This is a genomic window from Paenibacillus sp. PK1-4R, from assembly GCF_030369595.1.
Classification (GTDB): domain Bacteria; phylum Bacillota; class Bacilli; order Paenibacillales; family Paenibacillaceae; genus Paenibacillus.
Window position 1 is genome coordinate 5,958,866 of the sequence record NZ_CP126535.1, and the last position, 24,077, is coordinate 5,982,942.

The 24,077-nt window shown below is 46.9% G+C and carries 25 protein-coding genes; 5 read left to right on the forward strand and 20 right to left on the reverse strand.

Annotated features, from left to right (window positions below; genetic code table 11):
• Positions 1–50: 50 nt before the first annotated feature.
• The 4 genes from QNO02_RS25990 to QNO02_RS26005 all read right to left on the reverse strand — a co-directional run bounded on the left by QNO02_RS25990 (position 51) and on the right by QNO02_RS26005 (position 2,872).
• Positions 51–959: an aldo/keto reductase gene (locus QNO02_RS25990; RefSeq protein WP_289390405.1), complete on the reverse strand. Its 909-nt coding sequence runs from the start codon at positions 957–959 to the stop codon at positions 51–53.
• A gap of 180 nt (positions 960–1,139) precedes the next feature.
• Positions 1,140–1,310: a hypothetical protein gene (locus QNO02_RS25995; RefSeq protein ID WP_249913202.1), complete on the reverse strand. Its 171-nt coding sequence runs from the start codon at positions 1,308–1,310 to the stop codon at positions 1,140–1,142.
• 172 nt (positions 1,311–1,482) lie between these two features.
• Positions 1,483–2,226, reverse strand: coding sequence for a 2,3-diphosphoglycerate-dependent phosphoglycerate mutase (gpmA, locus tag QNO02_RS26000; protein ID WP_249913203.1), 744 nt, complete (start codon positions 2,224–2,226; stop codon positions 1,483–1,485).
• Positions 2,227–2,299: 73 nt separating this feature from the next.
• On the reverse strand, positions 2,300–2,872 hold the full coding sequence (locus QNO02_RS26005) for a DUF420 domain-containing protein (protein ID WP_017692198.1): 573 nt from the start codon (positions 2,870–2,872) through the stop codon (positions 2,300–2,302).
• 376 nt (positions 2,873–3,248) lie between these two features.
• On the opposite strand from QNO02_RS26005, the gene QNO02_RS26010 reads away from it, so the two are divergent.
• Entirely contained in the window at positions 3,249–4,439 is a 1,191-nt protein-coding gene (locus QNO02_RS26010) for a cation:proton antiporter (RefSeq protein ID WP_289390406.1), read from the forward strand.
• Positions 4,440–4,694: 255 nt separating this feature from the next.
• On the opposite strand, the gene QNO02_RS26015 is transcribed toward QNO02_RS26010, so the two are convergent.
• The 10 genes from QNO02_RS26015 to QNO02_RS26060 all read right to left on the reverse strand — a co-directional run bounded on the left by QNO02_RS26015 (position 4,695) and on the right by QNO02_RS26060 (position 13,748).
• Positions 4,695–5,180, reverse strand: coding sequence for a DedA family protein (locus QNO02_RS26015; RefSeq protein ID WP_062836407.1), 486 nt, complete (start codon positions 5,178–5,180; stop codon positions 4,695–4,697).
• 13 nt (positions 5,181–5,193) lie between these two features.
• Entirely contained in the window at positions 5,194–5,739 is a 546-nt protein-coding gene (pssA, locus tag QNO02_RS26020; RefSeq protein ID WP_124118155.1) for a CDP-diacylglycerol--serine O-phosphatidyltransferase, read from the reverse strand.
• Positions 5,740–5,760: 21 nt separating this feature from the next.
• Complete coding sequence (locus QNO02_RS26025; protein ID WP_091038487.1) at positions 5,761–7,509, reverse strand: sensor histidine kinase; 1,749 nt, start codon at positions 7,507–7,509, stop codon at positions 5,761–5,763.
• The gene (locus QNO02_RS26030; protein WP_105601904.1) at positions 7,506–8,186 is read right to left on the reverse strand and encodes a response regulator transcription factor; all 681 of its coding nucleotides are present in this window, start codon (positions 8,184–8,186) and stop codon (positions 7,506–7,508) included. The genes QNO02_RS26025 and QNO02_RS26030 overlap by 4 nt, the downstream gene beginning before the upstream one ends.
• 250 nt (positions 8,187–8,436) lie before the next feature.
• Complete coding sequence (thiD, locus tag QNO02_RS26035; RefSeq protein WP_017692191.1) at positions 8,437–9,249, reverse strand: bifunctional hydroxymethylpyrimidine kinase/phosphomethylpyrimidine kinase; 813 nt, start codon at positions 9,247–9,249, stop codon at positions 8,437–8,439.
• A 105-nt stretch (positions 9,250–9,354) separates the two neighbouring features.
• A complete protein-coding gene (locus QNO02_RS26040; RefSeq protein WP_289390407.1) occupies positions 9,355–10,053 on the reverse strand; it encodes an ABC transporter permease in 699 nt (232 codons plus the stop codon).
• Complete coding sequence (locus QNO02_RS26045; RefSeq protein ID WP_289390408.1) at positions 10,046–10,969, reverse strand: ABC transporter ATP-binding protein; 924 nt, start codon at positions 10,967–10,969, stop codon at positions 10,046–10,048. Before QNO02_RS26045 ends, QNO02_RS26040 begins: the two co-directional genes overlap by 8 nt.
• 129 nt (positions 10,970–11,098) lie before the next feature.
• The gene (locus tag QNO02_RS26050) at positions 11,099–12,031 is read right to left on the reverse strand and encodes a sensor histidine kinase (RefSeq protein ID WP_289390409.1); all 933 of its coding nucleotides are present in this window, start codon (positions 12,029–12,031) and stop codon (positions 11,099–11,101) included.
• Positions 12,028–12,693, reverse strand: coding sequence for a response regulator transcription factor (locus QNO02_RS26055; protein WP_371129107.1), 666 nt, complete (start codon positions 12,691–12,693; stop codon positions 12,028–12,030). The genes QNO02_RS26050 and QNO02_RS26055 overlap by 4 nt, the downstream gene beginning before the upstream one ends.
• 203 nt (positions 12,694–12,896) lie before the next feature.
• Positions 12,897–13,748 carry a DegV family protein gene (locus QNO02_RS26060; RefSeq protein WP_133387181.1) on the reverse strand — a complete coding sequence of 284 codons (852 nt, stop codon included), beginning with the start codon at positions 13,746–13,748 and terminating at the stop codon, positions 12,897–12,899.
• Between the two features lie 305 nt (positions 13,749–14,053).
• Between QNO02_RS26060 and QNO02_RS26065 the strand changes: the two genes are divergently transcribed.
• From QNO02_RS26065 to QNO02_RS26080, 4 genes are all read left to right on the forward strand, one after another.
• Positions 14,054–14,830, forward strand: coding sequence for an ABC transporter permease (locus QNO02_RS26065; RefSeq protein WP_289390410.1), 777 nt, complete (start codon positions 14,054–14,056; stop codon positions 14,828–14,830).
• On the forward strand, positions 14,827–15,627 hold the full coding sequence (locus QNO02_RS26070) for an ABC transporter permease (protein WP_289390411.1): 801 nt from the start codon (positions 14,827–14,829) through the stop codon (positions 15,625–15,627). Before QNO02_RS26065 ends, QNO02_RS26070 begins: the two co-directional genes overlap by 4 nt.
• A gap of 22 nt (positions 15,628–15,649) precedes the next feature.
• Positions 15,650–16,618, forward strand: coding sequence for an ABC transporter ATP-binding protein (locus QNO02_RS26075; RefSeq protein WP_289392898.1), 969 nt, complete (start codon positions 15,650–15,652; stop codon positions 16,616–16,618).
• Positions 16,619–16,714: 96 nt separating this feature from the next.
• Entirely contained in the window at positions 16,715–17,392 is a 678-nt protein-coding gene (locus tag QNO02_RS26080; RefSeq protein WP_289390412.1) for a succinylglutamate desuccinylase/aspartoacylase family protein, read from the forward strand.
• 89 nt (positions 17,393–17,481) lie between these two features.
• On the opposite strand, the gene QNO02_RS26085 is transcribed toward QNO02_RS26080, so the two are convergent.
• From QNO02_RS26085 to QNO02_RS26110, 6 genes are all read right to left on the reverse strand, one after another.
• A complete protein-coding gene (locus QNO02_RS26085) occupies positions 17,482–18,537 on the reverse strand; it encodes a serine hydrolase domain-containing protein (protein WP_249913211.1) in 1,056 nt (351 codons plus the stop codon).
• 165 nt (positions 18,538–18,702) lie between these two features.
• The gene (locus tag QNO02_RS26090) at positions 18,703–19,104 is read right to left on the reverse strand and encodes a MerR family transcriptional regulator (RefSeq protein WP_289390413.1); all 402 of its coding nucleotides are present in this window, start codon (positions 19,102–19,104) and stop codon (positions 18,703–18,705) included.
• A gap of 26 nt (positions 19,105–19,130) precedes the next feature.
• Positions 19,131–20,627 carry an alpha/beta hydrolase family protein gene (locus QNO02_RS26095; RefSeq protein WP_289390414.1) on the reverse strand — a complete coding sequence of 499 codons (1,497 nt, stop codon included), beginning with the start codon at positions 20,625–20,627 and terminating at the stop codon, positions 19,131–19,133.
• Between the two features lie 84 nt (positions 20,628–20,711).
• Positions 20,712–22,271 (reverse strand): glycoside hydrolase family 32 protein, encoded by a 1,560-nt coding sequence (locus QNO02_RS26100; RefSeq protein ID WP_289390415.1) that lies wholly within the window; start codon positions 22,269–22,271, stop codon positions 20,712–20,714.
• Between the two features lie 42 nt (positions 22,272–22,313).
• Positions 22,314–23,144, reverse strand: a complete 831-nt coding sequence (locus tag QNO02_RS26105; protein ID WP_445259866.1) for a carbohydrate ABC transporter permease — start codon at positions 23,142–23,144, stop codon at positions 22,314–22,316.
• The gene (locus QNO02_RS26110; RefSeq protein ID WP_076319689.1) at positions 23,141–24,025 is read right to left on the reverse strand and encodes a carbohydrate ABC transporter permease; all 885 of its coding nucleotides are present in this window, start codon (positions 24,023–24,025) and stop codon (positions 23,141–23,143) included. The genes QNO02_RS26105 and QNO02_RS26110 overlap by 4 nt, the downstream gene beginning before the upstream one ends.
• Positions 24,026–24,077: the final 52 nt, after the last annotated feature.

The window sequence follows — 24,077 nt, forward strand, 5'->3', positions numbered from 1 at the left end:
GATCTTCATTGTACCTCGTATAGTTACAATTGAAAATAGGCTTAATAGAGTTAACGATGCTGCTTGTACAGATTAGCGGGACAGAGCTCTCGTATTTCCTGAATTTCCGCAGCGGTGAGTTCAGGGGAATTCGAAGCAGCAATATTGTGCAGTAACTGTTCTCTTGAACTGGCACCAGGGACAACAGCTGCTACGGCAGGATGGGATAACGCGTAGCGAATAGCCGTCTGAGCCATACTGCGTTGGTCTGTAACAAGACGACTTAGCCCTTGCCGAATGGTATATAGTTGCTCTGGCGTATAGTCCAGATAACCTTTGTCTGCCTTGGCAGATCCGGAATCGGCAAGCACACCGCTAGCTACGGGCCCACGGGCAATTACGCTGATCCCCTTTTGTTCCAATAAAGGCAGCACTTTTTCTTCCGCTCTGCGGTCAGCAATGCTGTATTGGTTCATCACACTGACGATGGATGCCCTCTTTACATACTCCCGAATCACATTGGGACGAATGGAGGAAATTCCGTAATATCGGATAAGTCCTTCCTTCTTCAGTTCCTCAAACGCTTCGATCGTCTCTTCGATGGGGTCGTCCAAGGTCCCGCCATGCAGCTGATACAGATCGATGTAATCAGTCTGCAACCGCTTCAGACTTTCATGTACAGCCTGCTTAATGTAGGCTTTGGACGGGTCCCATGACCAGCCCTCATTGCCGGGGATACGACGATTACCTACTTTGGTTGCCACAATGACTTGGTCCCGACGCCCTTTAATAGCTTGTCCTACAATCTCTTCATTACGCCCTGCGTCGTACAGATCGGCTGTATCCAGCAGATTGACCCCATGATCCAGAGCCTCATGAACCAGGCCCACAGCGTGCTCCATTTCAGTTCCAAGTGACATACATCCCAGCCCAATCTCAGACACCATCAGTTCGGATGTACCCAGACGATTTTTCTTCATATGTGCATCTCCCTCCATACGTTCTGCAAGTATCCATTGTATCATTCTTGCTGCCAAAAATCGCATGCCTCACGGAAACAAAAGGTAGTTTTCAACTGCACAAAAAAACCTGGAACGACTTCATCTCCAGGTTTCTCATGATCATCATTTTAATTCAAGCGATAAACGAACTATCGCAATCTATTTCACTTCCACACGTGGTCTGGTTTTACTTGCTCCATTGGACGAATTGGAGCTTTTCATCATACCCGAGACAGTGCTAAACAGCTTATCTCTTGCTTGTTTGTTCCTCATCAGATAAGTCACACCTGCGCCGATAGCCGTCATGATAATTCCTCTTCTTTTAGACATGTGCTTCTCCTCCTTCAGGATAAATGTACATCGTGTCTTGTTTGACAATTACCCTGTGGGAGCAAAACGAAACGATGTACAGGCTTGATCGCAGAAAAAAAGATGACCTCCGAATTCAATTCAGCGGTCATCTTTCACTTGCTCTGTTGAGGCTTAGACGTTCACCATCCAATTAATCGGACGGCGTTGCGACATGGGTCATTTCTTCATGTTTGTAGGTCGAACCATCGGCGGTCAGATAAAAGTGTCCGATGGGATGCAGATCTTCATCCAATTCGTAGACAAGCGGAATGCCTGTCGGGATATTGAGCGCCATCACGTCTGCTTCGGACAATTGGTCCAGATGCATGACGAGTGAACGGAGCGTGTTACCATGCGCAGAGATCAGCACTCTTTTGCCAGCAGACACCATCGGTTTAATCTCCGCATTCCAGTACTCCAGTACACGCTTCGAGGTATCCATCAGGTTCTCCGTAAAAGGGATGGTACATCCGAGCCGCTTGTACTTGTCCAGATCCTGCACATATCGGTCATCGGTTTCTTCCAGTGCCGGGGGAGATACGTTAACGGATCGTCTCCATTCCTTTACTTGGTCTTCCCCATACTTCAGAGCAGTCTGCTGTTTATTCAGTCCTTGCAGCGCACCATAATGGCGTTCATTCAGCTTCCAAGTCTTCGTAATGGGAATCCACATGAGGTCCATTTCATCCAGCGCAATATCGAGTGTCCGGATAGAACGTTTCAGCACGGATGCATAGGCGTAATCAAAATCAAATCCCTGTTCCTTCATGATCTTCCCTGCTTTACGAGCTTCGGAGTAACCATCCGTCGTCAGATCCACATCTGTCCATCCGGTAAAACGATTCTCTACATTCCACATGCTCTGTCCATGGCGAATCAAAACAACTCTGTACATAAAAGTGAACCCTCCTTCCATGGAAACATTACCCGCAAGTCAAACTAATTAGCACAGTGAAACGTTCATCACATTAATAATATGGTGCCATCATCAGGTATACTACGACACCTGTAGAACTGACGTACAGCCAGATTGGCATCGTCCAACGCGCAATTTTGCGGTGTTTCTTTAATTGATTCGTCCAACCCCACACAAGTGTGAACAACGCCAATGGGACAATGAGGGCTGCCAGTATACTATGGGTAATCAGAATGAAGAAATAGATCGAACGAATGATGCCCTCGCCGCCGTATTTGGACGTCTCTGGTGAGAGGTAATGAAACGTCAGATAGGTCACGAGGAATAACAGTGTTGTTGAGAATGCAGCAAGAATAAATCGTTTGTGCAGCTTCACATTCCGCTTGATAATAGCAATAAGCGCTGCGAGCAGGAAGATGAAGGTAAAGCTGTTAAACACGGCATTAAACCGCGGCAACACCGTAATATCAAAGGTTACATCACCTTTGTAACCAATCGACGGTGCGAAGAACAATAATAAAATAATGACATTAGCGAGAATGGAAATCGTGATAATGATGCCTGCGAAATTTTTATTACTCGTCGGGGATGGAATGTTCGGCTCCCCTTTGTTATTTTTGCCCAATGCAAAATCCTCCTCATATCCTAACTTCTATGTTCTATATCATTATATCTCGGCAATTCCGGGCTGTTAAGTGACAACACTCTGAACAAAAACCGCTGCACTCCCCTATAAAATGCCCCTTTACGGCCTTTTTCAATCAAATTCAAACCGGCTCCCATTTACCCGAGTCCACATTTGTGGTATAATTAATGCAATTAATCACATACGCGTTGAAACTGGAGGAGCCTGTCACCAAGGGCCCCTCTTTGTCTTTTTCAGGCACAGAACGGCACTTTTCCAGATGCCGTTCTGTGCCTTTTTGTCTGATTGAAGCAGAGGATGGATCGCCCTTGGGTTGGTTAACCTATAGACGCTATTACTGGAGGGAAGAACACCTATGGAATTTATTTTGGTTCTTGCACTTATTTTAATCTTTACCAAACTTGCTGGTGATCTATCCGTAAGATTGGGTCAACCATCGGTTCTGGGGAAACTGATTGTGGGTGTCATCCTCGGCCCTGCCCTGCTCGGTTGGGTTCAGCAAAGTGATTTCGTACATTATATGGCTGAGATCGGGGTACTGTTGTTGATGTTCATCGCCGGATTGGAAACGGATCTGGAGCAGTTAAAGAAAAACTGGAAGGCGGCCTTTGCTGTGGCCGTCGGTGGTGTTATTTTACCTTTTGTCGGGGGATACGGTTCGGCCATAGCATTTGGTATGTCACAGACACACGCGCTGTTCTTTGGACTTTTATTCTGTGCTACTTCCGTCAGTATCTCAGTTCAGACGTTGAAGGATATGAATCAGCTGAGTTCACGGGAGGGTACCACCATTCTGGGTGCAGCCGTTGTGGATGATGTGCTCGTCGTGGTTCTGCTCGCCGTCATGATGAGCTTGCTCGGCACAGGTGGAGGAGACACTTCGATTTCTCTGCTTATTGGCAAGAAGCTGTTATTCTTTGTTATTATTATCGCTGCCAGCTGGTTCCTTGTTCCACGCATCATGAAGTGGATGGCACCACTGAAGGTAACGGAGACCGTTATTACTGCGGGACTGATTATTTGTTTTGGCTTCTCCTACTTTGCAGAGTGGATGGGTGTTGCTGGAATTATTGGAGCATTTGCCGCTGGTATCGCAATCTCCCAAACTAACTTCAAACATGAGGTTGAAACTAAAATCGAGCCGATTGCTTACGGAATTTTTGTTCCAGTGTTTTTTGTCAGTATCGGCTTAAATGTCACCTTTGATGGTGTGGGTTCACAAATTTGGTTCATTGTTGTTATCAGTATCATCGCTATTGTAACCAAACTTATCGGTGGAGGAGCCGGTGCACGACTGACGGGATTCAACCGTTCCTCTTCGCTGGCTATCGGGGCAGGCATGATCTCCAGAGGGGAAGTTGCTCTGATTATCGCTTCAACGGGGCTTGCTTCAGGATTGCTCGATTCGGAGTACTTTACCAGCGTTGTGATCATGGTTATTGTGACAACACTGGTTACTCCACCACTCCTCAAAATCACCTTTGCACGAAAAAAAGGGGAAAAGCAAGTTGAAAAAGGGATTGAGGAATCCTATTTGAACGGGTAAAGTATTGAAATCATTCCGTATTTAAAGCTATACTTGATCTAGAAATGTAATATATCGGTAGTGAAGTACACGCCGCTTTGATTCATTCTCTCCTTCAACACGAAGGCTGGAAATGGTCAGAGCGGCTTTTTTTTGTGTTTTTATAAAGTAATCCTTATTCGTTACTCATTCGATTTCATAGAAAAACAAAAAAAGACCACCTTACACTCAAGAGGTCTTCCATCCTTGCCTGTTGTTACAACAGGCTGTCCCATTTTAAGTTAACACGCCAACATAAAAACCAATCGAGATAAAGACAACACACCATACAAATGCACCAATGCCCGATACGAGAACGTACCTGCCCATTGCCATCTTGCTAATCCCGGAGAAACAGCACATCAGATGACGAATGCCTGGAATGAAGTAACCCAGGATGATGGACCAATACCCATATTTGAGGAACCACGACTCCACCCTGCTGAATCGTTTGGCATTCACGCCGACCCACTTGCCGTATTTTTCAACCAGCGGCCTGCCCGCTTTCTTCCCAATCATGTAGCTAAGCAGCCCTCCGGTAAATGCGCCACCGAAACTGACGGCGATGGATACGGAGTAATTCAATACCGAGATGGAGGCGAGATAACCGACAAAAGTCATCATCACCTCATCCGGAATCGGCATGCCAATAACGCCAAGAGCCAGTAGTCCGTATATTGCGAAATAACCATATTGACCAATAAATTCTTTTGCAAATTCCATACTGACTCGCTCCTTATTTCGGTTCCACAATATCCTTCTCATGTGAGGCTAGCACTTGTTTTAGAGACGGGAATCGGATTTGGCTCACCATGAGACCGGATAATACAATAATGACAAGATAGGCTACACCATGTGTGAAATAAGGACTCCAGAGCGCGAAAAAGGACATCAGACCTCCCGCAAATGTAATCGGCATCCCTACAAAACCACTGCTTGCTGTCTTCTGACAGTTATAACGGGCCAGACGCAAAGCACCGCAAACCGGAAACAATGCAGTCAGTGCCATCCCCAGCACACTCACTTCAAGCATGGAATTCAGGTACAGAATCAGCACGGGTGCTGTTCCGAATGAAACTACATCCGCAAGCGAGTCTAGGGACTTGCCGAACTCACCCTCACAATGCAATTTACGAGCTGCAAATCCGTCAAACAGATCAAAGAACATCGCTACCCATATCATCATCACAGCCAGGGCAAATTCACCATGAATAGCCATAATGACTGCCAGCATGCCTGAACTCAGATTCCCCAAGGTTAAAATCGATGGTAAAGACTTCATAAGAGTTGACTCCCTTTCGTACTAGGCTTTAGGAAAAATAATATAAAAACGGACTCCATCCGGTGTATTCTCCACTCCATAACTGCACCCATGCAGATCAAGAATCTGCTTCGCAATGGCCAGACCAAGCCCGGTCCCCCCCATTTTACGATTACGTGAGCGCTCTACCCGATAGAACCTCTCCCATATATACTGCCGCTCAGCTTCAGCAATGTGCTCGCCCTTGTTTTCAATAGAAATATGGACAAAACCTTCACGCCTGCTGATCTCAATAGTTATATCGGTATGTGGTATCGCATGACGTATAGCATTCATCATGATATTGAAAATAACTTGCTCCAGCTTGCTTCGGTCACCCTCAACCGTCTGTTCTGTTGTGGATACAAGCACCACATCCAATCCTTTGTCCTTCAGTTGCGGACCCAGACGGCCGGCGATATCTTCAATCATGTCAGCCAGTGCAACAGCATCCGTATTCAATTGAACCGCTGAGGATTCCAGTCGCACCAGATCCAGCATCTCTTCAACCATCGTTTCCATTTTGATCGCCTCATCGGCAATGATCTCAATGTAACGCTCCCGTTTGCTCTCACTCACGCCATCCTTCAGCCCTTCAGAATATCCCTTAATAATGCTGATTGGTGTCTTAAGTTCATGTGATGCATCGGCAAAAAACTTGCGCTGACGCTGTTCAATCTCCTGCTTCATTTCCATATCTGTACGCATCTGCGTGTTGGCCTGCCTCAGCTCTTCCAGTGTCTGACCCAAGGTTCCCGATAAGGCATTGAGGCTGTTAGACAAACTGCCGATTTCATCATTACGCCGGATGGGTGATTTCACCGTGAAATCCAGCGTAGACATTTTCTTCGCGACATGGTTCAAGGCCAAGAGCGGCTTCGTTACAATTCGGGACAGGAGTAACGCCAGCAACAGAATCAATATAAATGCCCCTATGCCAAAATACGCATAGAACAAACGTGTTGCCTCATTCGCTTCCCTCATCTCCTGTAGAGAGGTGAGCGAGAAGATCAGTTGCTGCTCGGGTCCGGAACGATGCACTGGAGCAATGGTGATGACATTGCGAACACCGCTCCAGCTATCCATCCATTCTTCATTGAGCATTTTGCCATTCGCCAAGGCCAGTTGGTCTTCGGTGGACAACGGGAACCGGCTATCCAGTGCTTGCACCAGCAGTCCCTGCCTCTGACTCCACGTTGCCAGATTGGGAAGAACTACCTCGGTTAATACCCCGGACCATTCCTTTACCGGTTCAATTGATTCCTGAAAGCTTTCTGTTCCCCATGCGGCAGAAGTGGCATCCTGAATTTTGAATGGATAGACCATGGACTCGCTGGCCGGACCTCTCACCGTCAGTTCTTGCCCATATTTCAGATGGGATGTAATCCAGCCAGCATTCTCACTATTGATAAACAAGGACAAGGACACCTTTACGTGACTTCCATCTTCTTGAAGCAACGTAATGTGGAACGGGTCATTAACCAGTCTTCCGGTATTCGTCAGAATGACCAGATGTGACTGATTCTGACGCATGAACTTCCCGGTCTCCTTGGCTAGCTGTAAATCACTCCAGTGTCCATTGGAATATTGCTGTTCGAACTTGGACAGCTTTTTCTTCATACTGCTGACCTTTTGATGCTGATAGAAGTCGGGGAACCAGACCAACTGGGCAAAAACCGTCGTCCCATATAGAAGAACCAGACATCCTGCCATGACCAGGAAAAGCTTCATCGTTACGCCATTTCTTCTCATGCTTCTGCCTCGAAACGATATCCAGTACCAATCACCGTCCGGATACACCTGGCTTCATCACCCAATTTGCTGCGCAACTTCTTGATGTGAGTATCTACAACACGTGAGTCCCCTTCAAAATCAAATCCCCAGATCCGATTCAAAATGGCATCCCGGGACAACACAATGCCTGCATTACGTACCAAATAAAGCAAAAGATCATATTCCTTTGGTGCAAGTTCCACTTCAATTCCGTCCTTCTCCAGGCGTCTGGCCCATGGATCAAGGGTTACCTGTCCGAAGCGAATCACACCCTGCTCTCGTCCAAATGCACCTTCAACACGCTTCATTAATGTCTCTGCACGTGCAACCAGCACACGTGGACTAAACGGCTTGGTAACGTAATCGTCTACGCCCAGCTGAAATCCATGAATTTTATCGTCATCCTCGGACCGTGCAGTCAGCATGATAATAGGTACGGTGGATTGGGATCGAATATGCCCACATAACGTCCATCCATCCATTTCAGGCATCAAAACATCCAGAATAACCAAATCCACCTCATGCAGAGCCAACAGTTCCAATGCCTGTACTCCATGTTCTGCTTCTATGACGTTCCATTGTTCTTTTATGAAATAATCGGCCACAATCTCACGAATGCGGCTTTCATCTTCCACCAGAAGCACTGTTCTGATCATGGCCGACTCTCCTTTTTAGATTTCTGATGATAACATACCTATTCCATGTGTCGTTCATGTGTCCATACATGTTTTGGAATGCTCCCATGATATATACGATTAATATAAGCCAAAAGTTACTAATTTTTATAAAAATTCGCATAAAAAAGAAGCCATCAACGAGCAAGCTCCTGCTCATTGACAGCTACTTGAATGAAATCGAAGTGTGTTATCCAGAATTGATGCGCTACTGCGCGCTCCCTGGCAACACTTAACGTTGTTGCTCCAGACGGTGTGCCACATGCAGTGTCGGACCAACAAAACGGTTCAGCGGGAATCCGCCAGCAATCGCTTTGGTCACGAAGGCTTTACCTTCACGAACAGCCTCTTTCACTGAAAGACCACGAGCCAATCCTGCGGTAATCGCCGCAGACGTTGTGCAGCCCGCACCATGCGTATATCCGGAGCCGACAACATCGGCTTCAAACCATTCGTAGTTGGTTCCATCATAGAGTAGATCCATTGCTTTACCCGGGCTAATGACACCTCTGTCCTTAATCAGGACATGTTTCGAGCCATGGGCATGAATTGCTGCTGCCGCTGCTTCCATCTGTTCCTTGGAGCGAATCGGTCCACTCTTCGCCAGTTGGGATGCTTCGAACAAATTAGGTGTAACCAGATCGGCACCTGGCAACAGGAATTCGATCATCGCTTCCGTATTTTCCGGTTGCAGTACTTCATCTGTACCTTTGCAGACCATTACCGGATCGATAACGATCTGTGGCAGACCGCTGCGGCGAATATGTTTTGCTACCAGTTCAATAATATCTACAGAACCGAGCATACCTGTCTTCATGGCATCAAAACCGATACCGTCCAGAACAGTGCGAAGCTGCGCTTCAACTACATTTAATTCAACAGGAAAGACCTGGTGATCCCATGTTTCGGGCTCCATTGCCACAACCGTAGTCAGTACGGTCATGCCATACACACCCAGCTCCTGAAAAGTTTTCAAATCAGCTTGAATACCTGCACCGCCGCTCGTGTCCGAACCAGCTATTGTTAATGTTTTTGGAATCGTCATGGTAGTTGCATTCTCCTTCGTGTCTCAGTTGACATTATCCTATCCCTTGTACGAGCGGATGTCAATGGCATCTGAAGCCATACAGAGCATGGTTTTCCGAATGATTCAGTTCACATCTTTTGTCTCCAGACGAACCATGGACATCGAAGCAATCCATATCCCTATTGCTCCAAGGGTCAGAGGGATAATAATAAGCGAATGAATGGAAACTTCCGACCCGTTGAATCCGGAGCAGACAATCGAAACCAGCAAAATGGACGAGACCATTGTCGCTGTAACAGAATGCTTACGCATACCGAAGAATAGGGGAATGAGTGCCATACACGCAGCCGATAAAGAACTGATACTGTACTTCACCAGAAGTCCCAACATATCCCGATTGCTCAGTGATTCAGGAATGAAGGAGTAGAATTGATTAACAATCAACAGCAGTGAACCCATCAACAGATCGGTAACCATAATCATCACAAATGTAAAACCAAACACGATAATCAATTTGGCCGCGATGATTTTATGACGCTGGATGGGATAGGTGAACATGACGTTCATGGTTTTATTTCGATACTCACTGATCACCAGCTTGGATAATAAAGCTCCTGCAAATATGATGAAGGTCGCTCTCACAAATGTATCGATAATTATAAAGGCGGTCTGGTAATCGGCATAGGCATAATCTTCTGCTCCCACATCCATGAATCCAATCATAATCAGGAAAAGAAGAATGGCTATGTTGGCAATACCTGCACCTGCAAAATTACGTGCAAAGCGGTGCTTCCGCATCTCAAGCTTGATCAGTTTAAGCAACGTCTTCATCCCCTTTCACCAGCTTCATGAAGTGTTCTTCCAGGGAATGCGCCCGTTTGGATATGGATTCGATCTCAATGCCGTGTTGGATCAGCTTGGTGTTCAATTCTGATGGAATGATTCCCAGATCATAGATTCGTAACGTATGGTCATCAACCAGTTTATAATTACTCAAACCAAGCTGATGTTCAATGACATAGGTCGCTTTGCGAATATCTACCGCCTGTAACTCAATGTACTCATTTTGACTTCCCCGAATGCTCTCCATCGACACTTCCTCCACCAAGCGACCGCCGCGAATGACACCAACCGTGTCAGCAATCTGCTCTATCTCACCAAGAATGTGACTGGAGACCAACAGGGTGATGCGATACTCATTACTAAGGCGCTTGAACAAATCTCGCATTTCCCGAATCCCTACAGGGTCCAATCCGTTGATGGGTTCATCCAGAATGAGCAGTTCAGGTGTAGTTATAAGTGCACGAGCCAGTCCCAGCCTCTGCTTCATACCCAGGGAGAAGTCCTTGACCGGTTTCTTGCCCGTATCCTTCAGCCCTACCGTTTCCATCGTGTTGTCGATGATCTTTTTGTTATAGAATCCCATGTATTCACAGTGAAGCTCCAGATTCTCGCGAGCAGATAATCTATCGTAGAAAAAAGGATATTCAATAATGCTGCCCATTCGTTTCAGTACTTCATAGGAGGTCGGCGTGAGCTTTTCCCCAAACAGTTCAATTTCCCCTGTTGTTGGTTTGACGAGATTGGTCAGCATCTTCATGATGGTTGTTTTGCCTGCACCATTCGGACCGAGAAACCCATAGATCTCACCTTGCTTAATATTCATATTGACGTTGGATACAACCTCTACCCCTTCATATACTTTGGTCACATCTATCGTTCGTGCGATATAAGTCATCGTCTTGTTCTCCTTTACGTCCCCTGTCCGGGTTCCTATATCTGTATTGTAAAGAGAAAAGTCTGCTTTTTTATTAATCAAATCTTACAAAAACCTTAAGCTTGACCAAAAACGCCAAAATAGGTCCTCCTACCAGGCCTTTAAGGTAACCGAAAATACAGTCCTTTTATGTGGCACACTATGTAAATGAATCGTTCCACCCATCCGCTCCACTAACCGCTTCGTGATTGTCAGCCCAAGTCCGCTGCCCTGATAGAGTCGATTGCGAGAATCCTCCAGTGTATACATACGTTCGAACACACGACTATGTTCACTTTCAGGAATCCCCTTTCCCCGGTCCCAGATGTGTAGCGTCACAGATCCACCTGTCGAATGTTCGAGCGACAGCCCCAGCACCTTACCCTCTGCTCCATATTTCATCCCATTGGTAATTAGATTATCCAACACACGGTCCAGAGCTTCTTCATTCGCTTGCACGAAGATATCACCCGCAGGTATCTCTAGCTCCACGTGCAACCCCATATTCGTCAACATTTCATAAAAGGAAAGCATCTTCAACCGGCTTAATTCACTTATATTTACTCGACTAAGCACCAGCTCTGTGTCCCCAGATTCCAGCTTCGCCAAGTCAAAAAAGGAATGGATTAGACGCAATACTTCCTGTGCTTTATCTTGTATTTTCTCCGTCATAATCTTCCGTTCCTGATCGGTCAGTGATGGACTGTGCAGCAAGGTCTCACTATAACCCAGCACAACCGTAAGCGGCGTTTTCAGATCATGAGAAATGTTGGAGAGCATATTGCGCATCTCCTTCTCCTGGTTTGCATAACCAGCCTTCGCGCGGTGCGCATAGTCCAGTAGCTGGTTCATATCTTTCAGAAGCTGGCTAACTTGATCATCACCGTCAAATACGAGCAAGCGCTCAAAGGTGCCTTGATCCAAAATATCGGATATTTTCTGATGAATATAGGTCAAGTGTTGACTGCGTTTCCGGAATTTCAACCACAATACAATGAAGGCAATGGCCAGAATACCCGTTGTGATGGCAAAAATCAGTGTCATCCCTGCTCCGCCTCCAGCTTATACCCGATGCCCCAGAGTGTCTTGATATACTGGGGAGCCGAAGGATCTACCTCCAGTTTCTCACGCAGACGACGCATATGTACGTTAATGATATTTTCGTCTCCATAATAATGATCGTTCCAGACGGAAGCGTAGATCTGAGCCTTCGTGAACACTTTGCCAGGATGGGTAACGAACAGCTTCAGGATGCCAAATTCCTTGGATGTCAGCTTGACGGGTGTACCTTCACGTTCCACCTCGTACGTCTCCATGTCAACTACGAGTCCTCCAATGTGAATACGTTGATCTTTAGCCGCTTCAGCCACAGGCGGAGTGGTATAATTGGCGCGGCGAATCGCAGCTTTGATGCGGGCAGTCAGTTCGATTAACGAGAAAGGTTTGCTCAAGTAATCATCTGCGCCGAAGCCCAGACCTAACGCTTTGTCCACCTCCCCATCCTTCGCAGACAGAATGAGCACAGGCACCAGACTGACTGCCCGAATGGTTTGCAGCACATCCATCCCACTTTTGCGGGGCAGCATCAGATCCAGAATAACCAGATCATACCCCGGTTGTGACTGGCTGAACTGACGTTCTGCCTCTAAGCCGTCATATGCATAAGTGACGTCGTAGCCCTCTTTTTCCAAGTATGGCCCGACCATCTCACTAATTGAACGATCATCTTCAACAAGCAACAAGCGGTGACTTAACACATGTTTCCCTCCCACATGAACATTTTCTTTATTACCTCACAGTTTGTTTGAATTGGCAATGACATACGAAAAAACCTGACAGGAGCAACACTTTGACACCAAGTGTGTTTCCTGCCAGGTCTATGAGTGTCTGTAAATAAATGCTGGTGCTTCTATTCTCTATATCCGTTCTCACTGTGAATCCAACACAGTCCAATGGTTCCTGCACCTGCATGGATACTCACCACAGGGATAAACGGCATGATTTCGGTCTTTAATCTAGGCAGCAGAGCTGCAATTTGTTTTTTAATTGTAATGGCTTCTTCCTGATTGTTCGCGTGCATAATGCACACATGCTTTACTTTTTCCATATCCAGCTTGAGCATATCCAGCATGCGATCTTTCGTCCGCTTGAACGTGCGAATCTTCTCATTCACAACCACTTTACCTTCTTCAAATCGAAGCAGCAGATGGATCTTAAGCAGTTGACTGATGATCAGCTGTGTGCCGGACACCCGTCCACTGCGATGAAGATGTTGAAGACTGGCCGGTATGAGGTAAAAGGACATGTTATCAATCATCTGTTCAATGTTTACTTTGATCTCGGCAGCTGAACATCCCTGCTTCTGCCATTCCAGTCCTTGCATAATCATCTCACGGTGAGGATAAGCACCTGCCTTTGAATCAATTGCGGTCACCGTCACTCCTGCAATCTCTGCAGCCTGCATAGACGTATGCAGCGTTCCGCTAAGCTCTGTAGAGCAATGAATCGTAATAATCTCATCGTACTTGTCTTTGAGCGACTCATACAGTTCAATGAATTCGCCAATGGGTGGCTGCGAACTGCTCGCACGTGAAGCCTCCGCAAGTTTCTCATAGAACATTTCAGATGTAATGTCATCGGTCTCCCGATAACATTCCTCTCCAAATACGATGCGCAGCGGTACGATGTAGATATGATTTTGCTCCGCAAAAACGGGATCCAGTGTACTGGTACTATCGGTGACCCATGCAATTTTCTTCATGACATCCTTCTCTCTTGCCGGATTGTTCGTTCTGTATCCTCAATCGTCAGGCACAAGCCCGGCGGTTTATTTAAAATTTGAATATTTCACATTGTAAACGTTTGCGATACTACCTCTCAATTATAAATGAACGGACAGAGCGTTGTCTTGTGGCGCAATCATGAACACCCCTGTTAATACCATTATTAGCTAAAAAAATGTCTTGCCTGTGAAGGAATAAATTGGTATGCTGTTGTCCTTCTCTCTTTTTCGCCTTGACTGAAGTGAACGGAAACGCCGTTCAATCCACTTATCGGAGGTGTCACATGCTTTATTTCACTCTGGCTTCCAAAGCCTACTCCCGGAATCTGCAATACCGCGGGGCACACATGGTACATAACTTGGCAAGCGCCATGTTTGGTTACATGTATGCCTGCCTCTGGATCGGCATCGGGGCCGACCATACGCTCGGGGAATACGGGACACAAGGGATGATCAGTTACATTGCGTTCACGCAATCCTCTCTCTGGATCTCGGGTTTTCTCACGAATGGATTGGGTATTCCCCTATCCGTCAGGACAGGGCAGATCGCACTGGACCTGATGAGGCCTGTTCATCTGTTCACCCACCTGATGGCACGCGAATGGGGGCAGATTGCCTACCAGTTCGTGTACAAAAGTATTCCGATCTACCTGCTCTTCTCCATTGTCTTTTCCCTACATTGGCCCTCAGACGTTTCAACACTATTCTATGCCGCACTTGGTCTTGCCGGCGCCGCATACTTGTCCATCTGTATGAACTACATCATTGGTGCCACGTCGATGTGGACCACGGAGTCCTCCTGGCTTCACTGGGGCAATCACGCGATGATGAATCTGCTGGCTGGTTTTTTCATTCCGCTGGAATGGCTACCGAACTGGCTTGAACAACTTGCCTGGATATCACCCTACCCATTCCTGCTCTATGTACCTACCCGAATCTATCTTGGTTTCGAAGATGGCCCCTTGTTATGGGGAACCTTGCTTTGGTGTGTCTTTATGACGCTGATCTGTCTTGCGATTACCCAAGTGTTACGTCGTAAAGTAGAGGTACAAGGCGGATGAAGCGAACTTCCTGGTTCAATTTATATAAAATGCTGATTCGAACAAGCATCCGCAGCCGGATGCAATACAAGTTCAATTTCATCATGGCGTCCGTACTGGCCGCTTTAATTCAGATCTCCGAGTTTCTGATGGTTGCTCTGGTGCTGCACAAATTCGGAGCCATTAAAGGCTGGTCCCTCCATCAGATCGGTTATCTCTTTGCCATCATGACGTTATCCAAAACACTGTATCGAACATTCGGAAACGAAGTTCATCATCTGGAAAAATATCTGGTTAATGGTGAGCTTGATCAACTGTTAACACGTCCCATGCCCGTATTGCTGGCACTGCTGCCGCAAAACTTCCGCATCATGGCTGGGGAAGTCCTGCAAGGCGGGTTCATTCTCTGCTGGTCATTGGCAGGCATGATGCACAGCGGACAGATTGGCTGGATAACCATTCCCTTCTCCCTGCTCATTATCCTGACGGGCGCAGTCATTCTCTTTTCCATCGGACTTGCTACCGCCACACTCGGATTCTGGACCACACGTATCGAGGAATTACAGACGATCACTGAAGATGCCGCACGAACGGCTGCCCAATATCCGCTAACGTTATATCCCAAATGGATGTCTGGCATTCTGCTGACGGTGATTCCCGTGGGATTCGTCAACTACATTCCGTCACTTTACCTGCTACGGGGTGAAGGAGGAGCGTGGATTCTTGTTGCTGTTGCGGCGGTTGCCGTACTGAGCTTGGCTGCAAGTCTGCGTTTCTGGCAATTCGGCATGACCAAATATCAAAGTACAGGTAGCTAAGGAGGCGTAACGAATCATGAACATGATTACAGCACGGCATCTGCAAAAGGAATTCAAGACCCCTGTTATTCGCGAAGGACGTTTCTCTGGGTTACGTACGTTATTTTCACGTGAGTATGTGTCCAAGGAAGCGGTACGCGATATCAGTTTTGATATCGGCCCAGGTGAGTTTGTGGGTTACATCGGTCCAAACGGAGCTGGCAAGTCTACCACGATCAAAATGCTGACAGGTATCCTGCACCCAACCTCGGGTGAGGTAAGGCTTGACGGTATGAACCCGCATCAGGACAGGCGCAGAACCGTTGGTCGACTGGGCGTTGTGTTTGGACAGCGCAGCCAGCTCTGGTGGGATCTGCCCGTGAAAGATTCATATGATATTCTGGCCGAGATGTACGGCGTCCGTACCGAGGATAAAAAGAAACGGCTGTCCCAGTTCGCCGAGCTGCTGGACCTTGAATCGTTCTGGGCCACGCCTGTCCGCAAGCTCTCGCTTGGACAACGCATGCGTGCGGATCTCGCAGCTTCCATGCTGCATGATCCCGAACTGCTTTTTCTCGATGAACCAACAATTGGACTGGATGTGAACGCAAAGCGGAATATTCGTCAATTTTTACGTACATTAAATGAAGTGTTTGGCAAAACAATTTTGCTGACCACACATGACATGGACGACATTGAGCAGTTATGCAGCCGGGTCATGGTGATTAACCATGGTCAACTGACATATGACGGCACGATCTCATCACTTCGCGAAACCATCGGACTGCCTACGTTGATACGGGTAACGTTCCGAGGAGCTTTTCACATCCCGGATGTTGTGTCGTCCGCGATACACATTACAGGAGTGGAAGGGCAGATTGTCACCGTGGAAGTGAACCGGAAGGAATGGAGCACAATGGACATTCTGAAACAGTTGGAGCACTGGGGTGAGATTGAAGATGTAGAGATGAAAGAACCCGATTTCGAAGATATCATTCATCGGGTGTATTAGTCGGCCCATTTTGTGAGTAAATAGGATGAAGACCTGTTCTTACGCCGTTACATGAAAGAGGGACATGGCGTACTGTAATAACGGAGGTGAAGCGTCATGCTTGTGACCAAACATGTCCTTCTAGCATCCAGCGTACACGCTACTCCCTACTTCATCGTACGTGGCATGATGCCGGGACCCGTGATGTTCATTACATCCGGGGTTCACGGGAATGAAACGGCGAGTATGGCCGCTGCGCAAAAACTCGCAGATGATATTGCGACAGATCGTCACGCCATTCAGCGAGGGCTGTTAATTATCGTGCCACGCGTGAACCAGCAAGCCTACGCAAAGAAAATCAGAGGCAAGCCAGATCTGAATCGTACGTTTCCACGCCGTATGTCAGGCAAGGCCAAACATCCGCTCGCTGCGGCAGTTTTTCAGCTGGCGCGTGAACATCGGGCCGACTGGTGGCTCGATCTGCATGAAGCCAACGGCCTGTCTCAACTGAGTTCACGGGTGCTTGGACAGACGTTGATCACTAATCCCGGCAGTCGGACGATTCCAGCTTGCAGAAGAGTTATCGAACGGATGAATCGGTCGATTGCCATTCGTGATCGTCATTTTAACCTCAAACAACATGAATTGCCGGGATCTGCCCGTACAGCGGCTTCAAGACTATTACAAGCCCGTTCCGTCACGGTGGAGACCTGTTGGAGTCTGAAACGCTCAACCCGTATCAAGTATCAGACGAAGATTGTGCACCATTTTCTGCGTGAAGCGGGTATGTCATGATCAAGACCATTAAAATAGAACGAAAAGAAACCACGAACAGAGAACGCCCGAAGTACATCCTCAGGTGCTCTCTGTTCGTGGTGTTTTTTTTATCTCTGCATCATGACTTCCAGTATTTTATTACCCACAGGGTCTAGCGGCATGAGTGGATAAAGGTCTTTTTTAGTTATAAACTTGAATATTGCATCCAGATACTCATCCACAATAGAGGCTGATCCAAAACAATAATTGGACAATAGTACAACGCCTATACTCTGTTCCTTATTTATAGCCAAATAACTGGAGAAACCAAATGTGCCACCGTTATGCCAGAGAATATTCTGATCTGAGATATGATCACTAAACCAGGCGTAATGATGGGTTGAATCTCCAATCATCACAGGCATGTGACTTTGTTGTATTGCAGAGGCTGGCGGATGATCTTCATTCAGATTGGCCTGTACAAATAAACACATATCGTGAAGAGATGACTTGATCGCTCCTGCCCCTTCATGTACACCAGTATCCCAGTGAGGCATCTTTTTCCCCGTTGACGTATGTCCATCCACAAATCTGCCGTTCTGGTCTGCATTCAGCATAACAGCTGTCTCCGTCATGTTTAATGGACCTGTGATATATTTTTTCAGCAGATCGTCATATGTACTTCCTGATACTTTACATAGGATATAGCCAAGTAAGCCTACGCCGGTATTGGAATACTCAAATGAACCCATCTGATCCGTAAAGTCAGCATCCGATAAAAAAGCAAGTAAATCATCCTCCGTATAATTTGAATACGGATTGTATCGGTTTTTCTTCGAGGACAGGTTTGTGGCAACTCCGGGTAATCCAGAGGTATGCGTCGCAAGACTTTTTAAGGTAACCTTATTCAAATAATCGTTTTTACCGTTGTGTATGTACTTGCCAACTGTGTCATCCGTGGAAAGCTGCTGTTCACGTTCCAATTCTAACAGAAGGATCGATGTAAAAAGTTTGGTTACAGAGCCGATTTCAAACAATCTGTGTTCAGGAGCAGCCGCGCTCTTCTTTTTGGGATTGCCTAATGAATGATATTCGATATCTTCCTTTGTAATAACGCCAATCTCAAGATGCAGATGTTTCTTGCCCTTAATGTAATCGGATACAAAACCTTGTAAATCCCTCATAGAAAATGTTACTCCTTTTGTGGTGTGAGTTCATTATTGAAATTATTGAAATCACGTTAACCATCATTATGTATTGGCAAACTACACTATGTATTCGTTTTAAATCTCCGATTCCCTGCTCAATATCCCACGCCTGTTTTCTCCTAAACAGGAAAAGAGCCGCGATTACGGCTCTTTCTTTTGCACCCTGAACGATTGAATATAATTGTCGATATCGTCCTCTGGTGTATGCAACAGTCGTGCCAGATGAATCTGCATCTGTTCCAGGTGATCAATATGCTTCTGAATGTCAGCGATGCGTTCGCGTACAAGGGTTTTTAACGTATCCTTTTCCATGTCTTCCTGGCTGAGCAGTTGCAGCGTCTCTTGTATGTCCTTTAAGGAGTAACCCAGCAACTGGGCATCCTTAATGAACTTAATTTTGACCAGATAATCCTCGGTATACACCCGATATCCGTTGGAGGAACGACGGGGAGCAGGCAGAATTCCACTATCTTCGTAATAACGGAGGGTTGCCATACTCACACCAGTACGCTTAGCCAACGTTCCTCTTGTCATGGTTTCCATGCCTACTCCTCCACCCTTCTGCGGATTTATTGTGTTTGTTCGTTGCGTATCTTGGTATATGTGGCATCATAGGTGGCCTCGGGAAATTGTGCTGAAGATCCTTGCAACAATGGCTGCTCTTCCCCTTTCAGATAACGGTCAAAGAATGCCAGCGCATAGGATCTTGTTATATCCACATTATGTTCTGGCGTCATGCCTCTGGCAAATAGTTTCGGTGAGATTAATGAAATATCCGTAAAGCTCTGATGGAAGAAATTCTCCACCGTCAGATAATAGGTATCATTAAGACTACTCGTCATTACTCGATCCAGATCAGGCTTAAACTCAGGGTAGAACACGTTATCTTTGGCTGAAGCATTCGGATCGAAGCTTTTAGCCGTTTCGCCAGACATGATATACATAAACGGCTGTTTCAGGGCTGTCGTGGATACCGATCCCCAGAATCCGCCTTCCAGACTGAGTCCTGCACGTAAACGTTCATCCTGTGCGAGTGCTTCGGCTGTTGTAGCCCCGCCATAAGAATGCCCCATCATGCCTGTATGATTCAGGTCAAGCCTGCCCTCCAGCACCTGATTGGGATCATTCAGGTTCCACTGTTCAAGCGTGTCGAGTACAAAACGTGCATCTGCTGCACGAATACCTACCCCCTCCACATTATATTGATACAGTTCTTCTGACGTTGCAAATTCAGGCCCGGCTTCATAAGACACTTTACGCCCATCGGGGAAGGTAACGCGAGCTGAGGTATAAGGATGATCCATACCTACAACAATATAGCCATGGCTTACGAGTTCTTCAATGGCAGTCATGCTCTGATAACGGGCCGAGCGGACACCGGGAGAGAACAGCACCACCGGATAAGAACGGCTTGCGTCTGACATGGCTGCGCCTTTAACCACATGTGTCGGAATGGTATCGAGGTAGCTGAACACCTTAGGCGGGATGCCAAATACCAGACTAATTGCTTCTCCGAGTTCAGACGGGTAAGACTCAGGAGATACCTCCTTCGCATCCTCCGGGTTTACCGGATACCACACGTTAATCATCAGTTCCCGTTTGTCCCCGCTTTCGGGAGAAAACGTCTCTTCACGGGTTTCATCCACCAATTGTTGCGAAAACGTACCGATAGCAAACTTCCCCGTAGGCTCAGGCATTGTAAAAGCTGGAAAATACCAAGTGAGCAGTCCTGATCCGGCGCCAGAGACCAGAGCCAGCATCCCAACCAGCGTGAGTTGAAGCCACGAACGCCATTTCGGTTTCTGCTTCTCTGCAAATTGCCCAGTGACTCTGTTACGATACCCTTTCACTAACTTAATGATTAATACGATGAAGATTATGCCTGCAACAAGATACGTTGGCAGCAGCATCACGCGAAACGAATCCAGTATGCCGTGAAGTGCCACTGCCAATATCATGGCAGCAAACATGCCTGCCACGAGCTTCCGACGCTTCGAATACATGGGTATACACGCCGCTGCGGCAATCGTTACAAGTACCAATATCCATTCCATTAATTTCATCATTCAGCCTCCAATATTCCTTGATGAATCAAGAATAAACCTTGAAGTATACTTCAAGGTCAAGGCTGTATTATAGAAAACATTTTATCAAGGAATTCGTATATCCCATTTGCAAAGTTCGGTCAATGTACACGTCCCGGACGAGAAAGCCTTAATACCTGTTGAGTTCGGCCCAGGATATATTCGCCCTGTCATTACCTGCTCTCCCTGCTGAATGAACACCTCAACGGAGCTGACATCCATAAAAATATGAAGTTCCAGTTTCCCGTCAAGCAGTTCCACTGTCGCAGCTCGTTCTCCGCCCGGCCCTTGTCCGGCCTGCTCGCGATTTAAACATAAACGACGCTGCTCTACATCATAGGAAATCACAGTTTCTTCATCTTCACCCGTGCGCAGCTTCAACCCGAAGTGTCGTGCCTGTTCCGCTTCGAATACAGCATACAGTTCATAACGGTCTCCGCTGATTCCAAGATCAAAATCATGTTCATCACCATTTAAATGTATATCATACTGCTCGGTGCCTTCCAACCTGTACTGTGTAAGTTCGGGAAGCGGCTGGAATATCAATCGTTCTCCCCTGCGAATGAGTTGTCTCGGCAACGTCATCGCTCCAGCCCAGGCATGGGACTGTTGTGTCGGGATTTCCGTTTCCCACGTATCCATCCAGGCCACCATGATTCGTCGTCCCTGTGCATCCTCCATCGTCTGGGGCGCGTAAAAGTCGAAGCCACAATCCAGCGGAACGTACTGCTCGTACTTCAGCACACCTTGGTCTTCATCCAGCGTTCCCATCATATAAACGGTCGAATGCAAGTTGCAATAGTTATCTCCCTGAGCAGGCATGCGCTGCGGAGACATGATCAGCACATCTCGGCCATCCAGTGTGAACAGATCGGGACATTCCCAATTGTCACCAAGCGTCCCGTCACTCTGGGCCATAATGTTAACATAACTCCAATCCAGCAAGTCCGTTGAACGGTATAACAGAATGACACCTTTGCCCGCAGCATCATTCGAGCCAAGGACGCAATAGTACACACCGTTTCGTTCAAACACTTTTGGATCACGGAAGTCCTTGGGACTGGTATGCGCTGGGATTTGATCCAGCCGAATAACCGGATTCATCGCGCTTTTGACAAAATCAATCCCATTGTCCGAGACAGCGATATTCTGTGTCTGCAAGTAATCGTTATCCTTGTCGGGTCCAGTCACGACATGCCCCGTGTACATCAGCACCAACTTGCCATCCTGCACGATTGCACTTCCGGAAAAACACCCTCCACTGTCGTAGCTCTGATCAGGTGCCAGTGCAATAGGCAGATAAGACCACGTAACCAAATCACGGCTCACCGCATGGCCCCAGTGCATCGGCCCCCATACCGGTTCGTAGGGATAATGCTGATAGAACATATGATACATCCCACCGAAGTATATGAAGCCGTTGGGGTCATTCATCCAGCCCACCTCTGGCATCAAATGATAGGCCATTCGATAGGTTGGATCAACCTGATGTCGATGCTCCTTGATATATGCGTTGGCCCGGGCGAGTGTATAACTCTCCTTCGTTTGAGCCGAAGAACTCGTCAGTCCAAGGTCTGTCTCTTGCCTTGTGTCTATTTCCTGTTTCTCGTATCGTTCCTGATTCATATGTCCTTCACTCCTGTCTCTCTCTCTATCACCCAACTGAACTTATTTGATAGCCCCTTGCATGACCCCCTGAATAATGTACTTCTGCGCAAACAGATAAACGATCAGGACAGGCAGCAGGGTCAACACCAGACCAGCCATCAATGGGCCGTAATCCACGGTGTATGTCCCATAAAAATAAAACGTGGACAGCGGCAGCGTTCGCTGCTCGGATGAAGTCAACACCAGGGAAGGCAACAGAAAATCATTCCATATCCACAATACATTCAGCACGCTAATCGTTACGGTTGTTGGCAGTAACACCGGCAGTACGATGCGAAAAAAGGTTTGCACTCTGCCGCAGCCATCCATTAAAGCCGCTTCTTCAAGCTCCAAGGGAATACTTTTGATAAAGCCATGGTAGATAAATACGGCAAGCGGACTGCCAAAGCCAATATACATGTAGATCAGCGACCACTTGTTATCCAGCAGGCTGAGCGAGCCGTATATTTTAACCAGCGGAATCATAATGGCCTGAAACGGAATAATCATCGCAGCTACCATCAGGAAAAAGAGATACTGATTCATTTTGCTTTTGTGACGAACAAAGTAATGTGCTGTCATCGCCGCAAAAAGAGCAATCAGTAATACACCTGCAACTGTAATGAGCAACGAATTGCTGAAGGCGGATACATATCCCATTTTGTCAAACGCATTGACGTAATTATCAAATTGAAAGGAGCTTGGCAAGCCCAGCGGATCGGAGGTAATTGCCTGGTTAGCCTTGAACGAATTGACGATCAGAAGTACAAAAGGAAATACAAACAAAATCATCACAACGATTAATGCAATAAACTTCATCCAGTTGAGAATGCGTGATTGTCCAGCCATCATGCCTCGACCTCCAGTTTTTTGCTGAAATAGACCTGGAGCAATGTAATGGCGGCTACAAGGATAAACAGAACAAAGGCTTCTGCCTGACCCAATCCGTAGTCACGAGCAAGAAATGCCTGCTCATAAACATGCATGGATACCATCTCTGTGCTCTTGAAGGGCCCGCCACTGGTCAGGGAGACGTTCAGATCATACACCATGAATCCCCGTTGCAGTGACAAAAAGATGCATACAATAAACGAAGGAACCATCAGTGGCAATACAATGCGCGCCAACATTTTGCGATTACTTGCCCCATCAATGCTGGCTGCTTCCATAACATCCTTCGGCACATTCATTAGTCCTGCAATGTAGATAACCATCATATAGCCGGCATACTGCCAAACGGTCACCACAATGAGTGCCCAGAACGCTTTATCCGGGTCAGCCAGCCAGGAGGTGGAAAACAGAGTAAGGTTCATTTTTTGTCCTGCAAAAACGAGTACCTGATTAAAAATAAACTGCCAGATGAAACCAAGCACGATTCCGCCCACCAGATTCGGCAGGAAAAATCCGGCCCGAAACCAGCCCTGTGCCTTCATTCCCCGAGTTACAGCGTAAGCGAGTAGGAAGGCAACCGCATTGGTCAGCACAACGGTAATAAATACGTACTCCAGCGTCATCCCGAATGATTTCCAGAACACGGTGTCCTTGAACACACTGATATAATTATCCCAGCCAACAAAGCTTTGATCGATGGCAATGCCATCCCAGTTCGTAAACGTCAAATAAATACCATACAAAAATGGAATAATCATCACTGTAGCAAACGCAAATAATGTCGGGCCAGTAAAGATCAGGCGGGTGCGCAGACGTGTCCATAATCCTTTTTCGGTCAGCATTGTCAACCTCCACTCTATCCAAATGATTAGCCTAACGGTTATGCCGGAAACA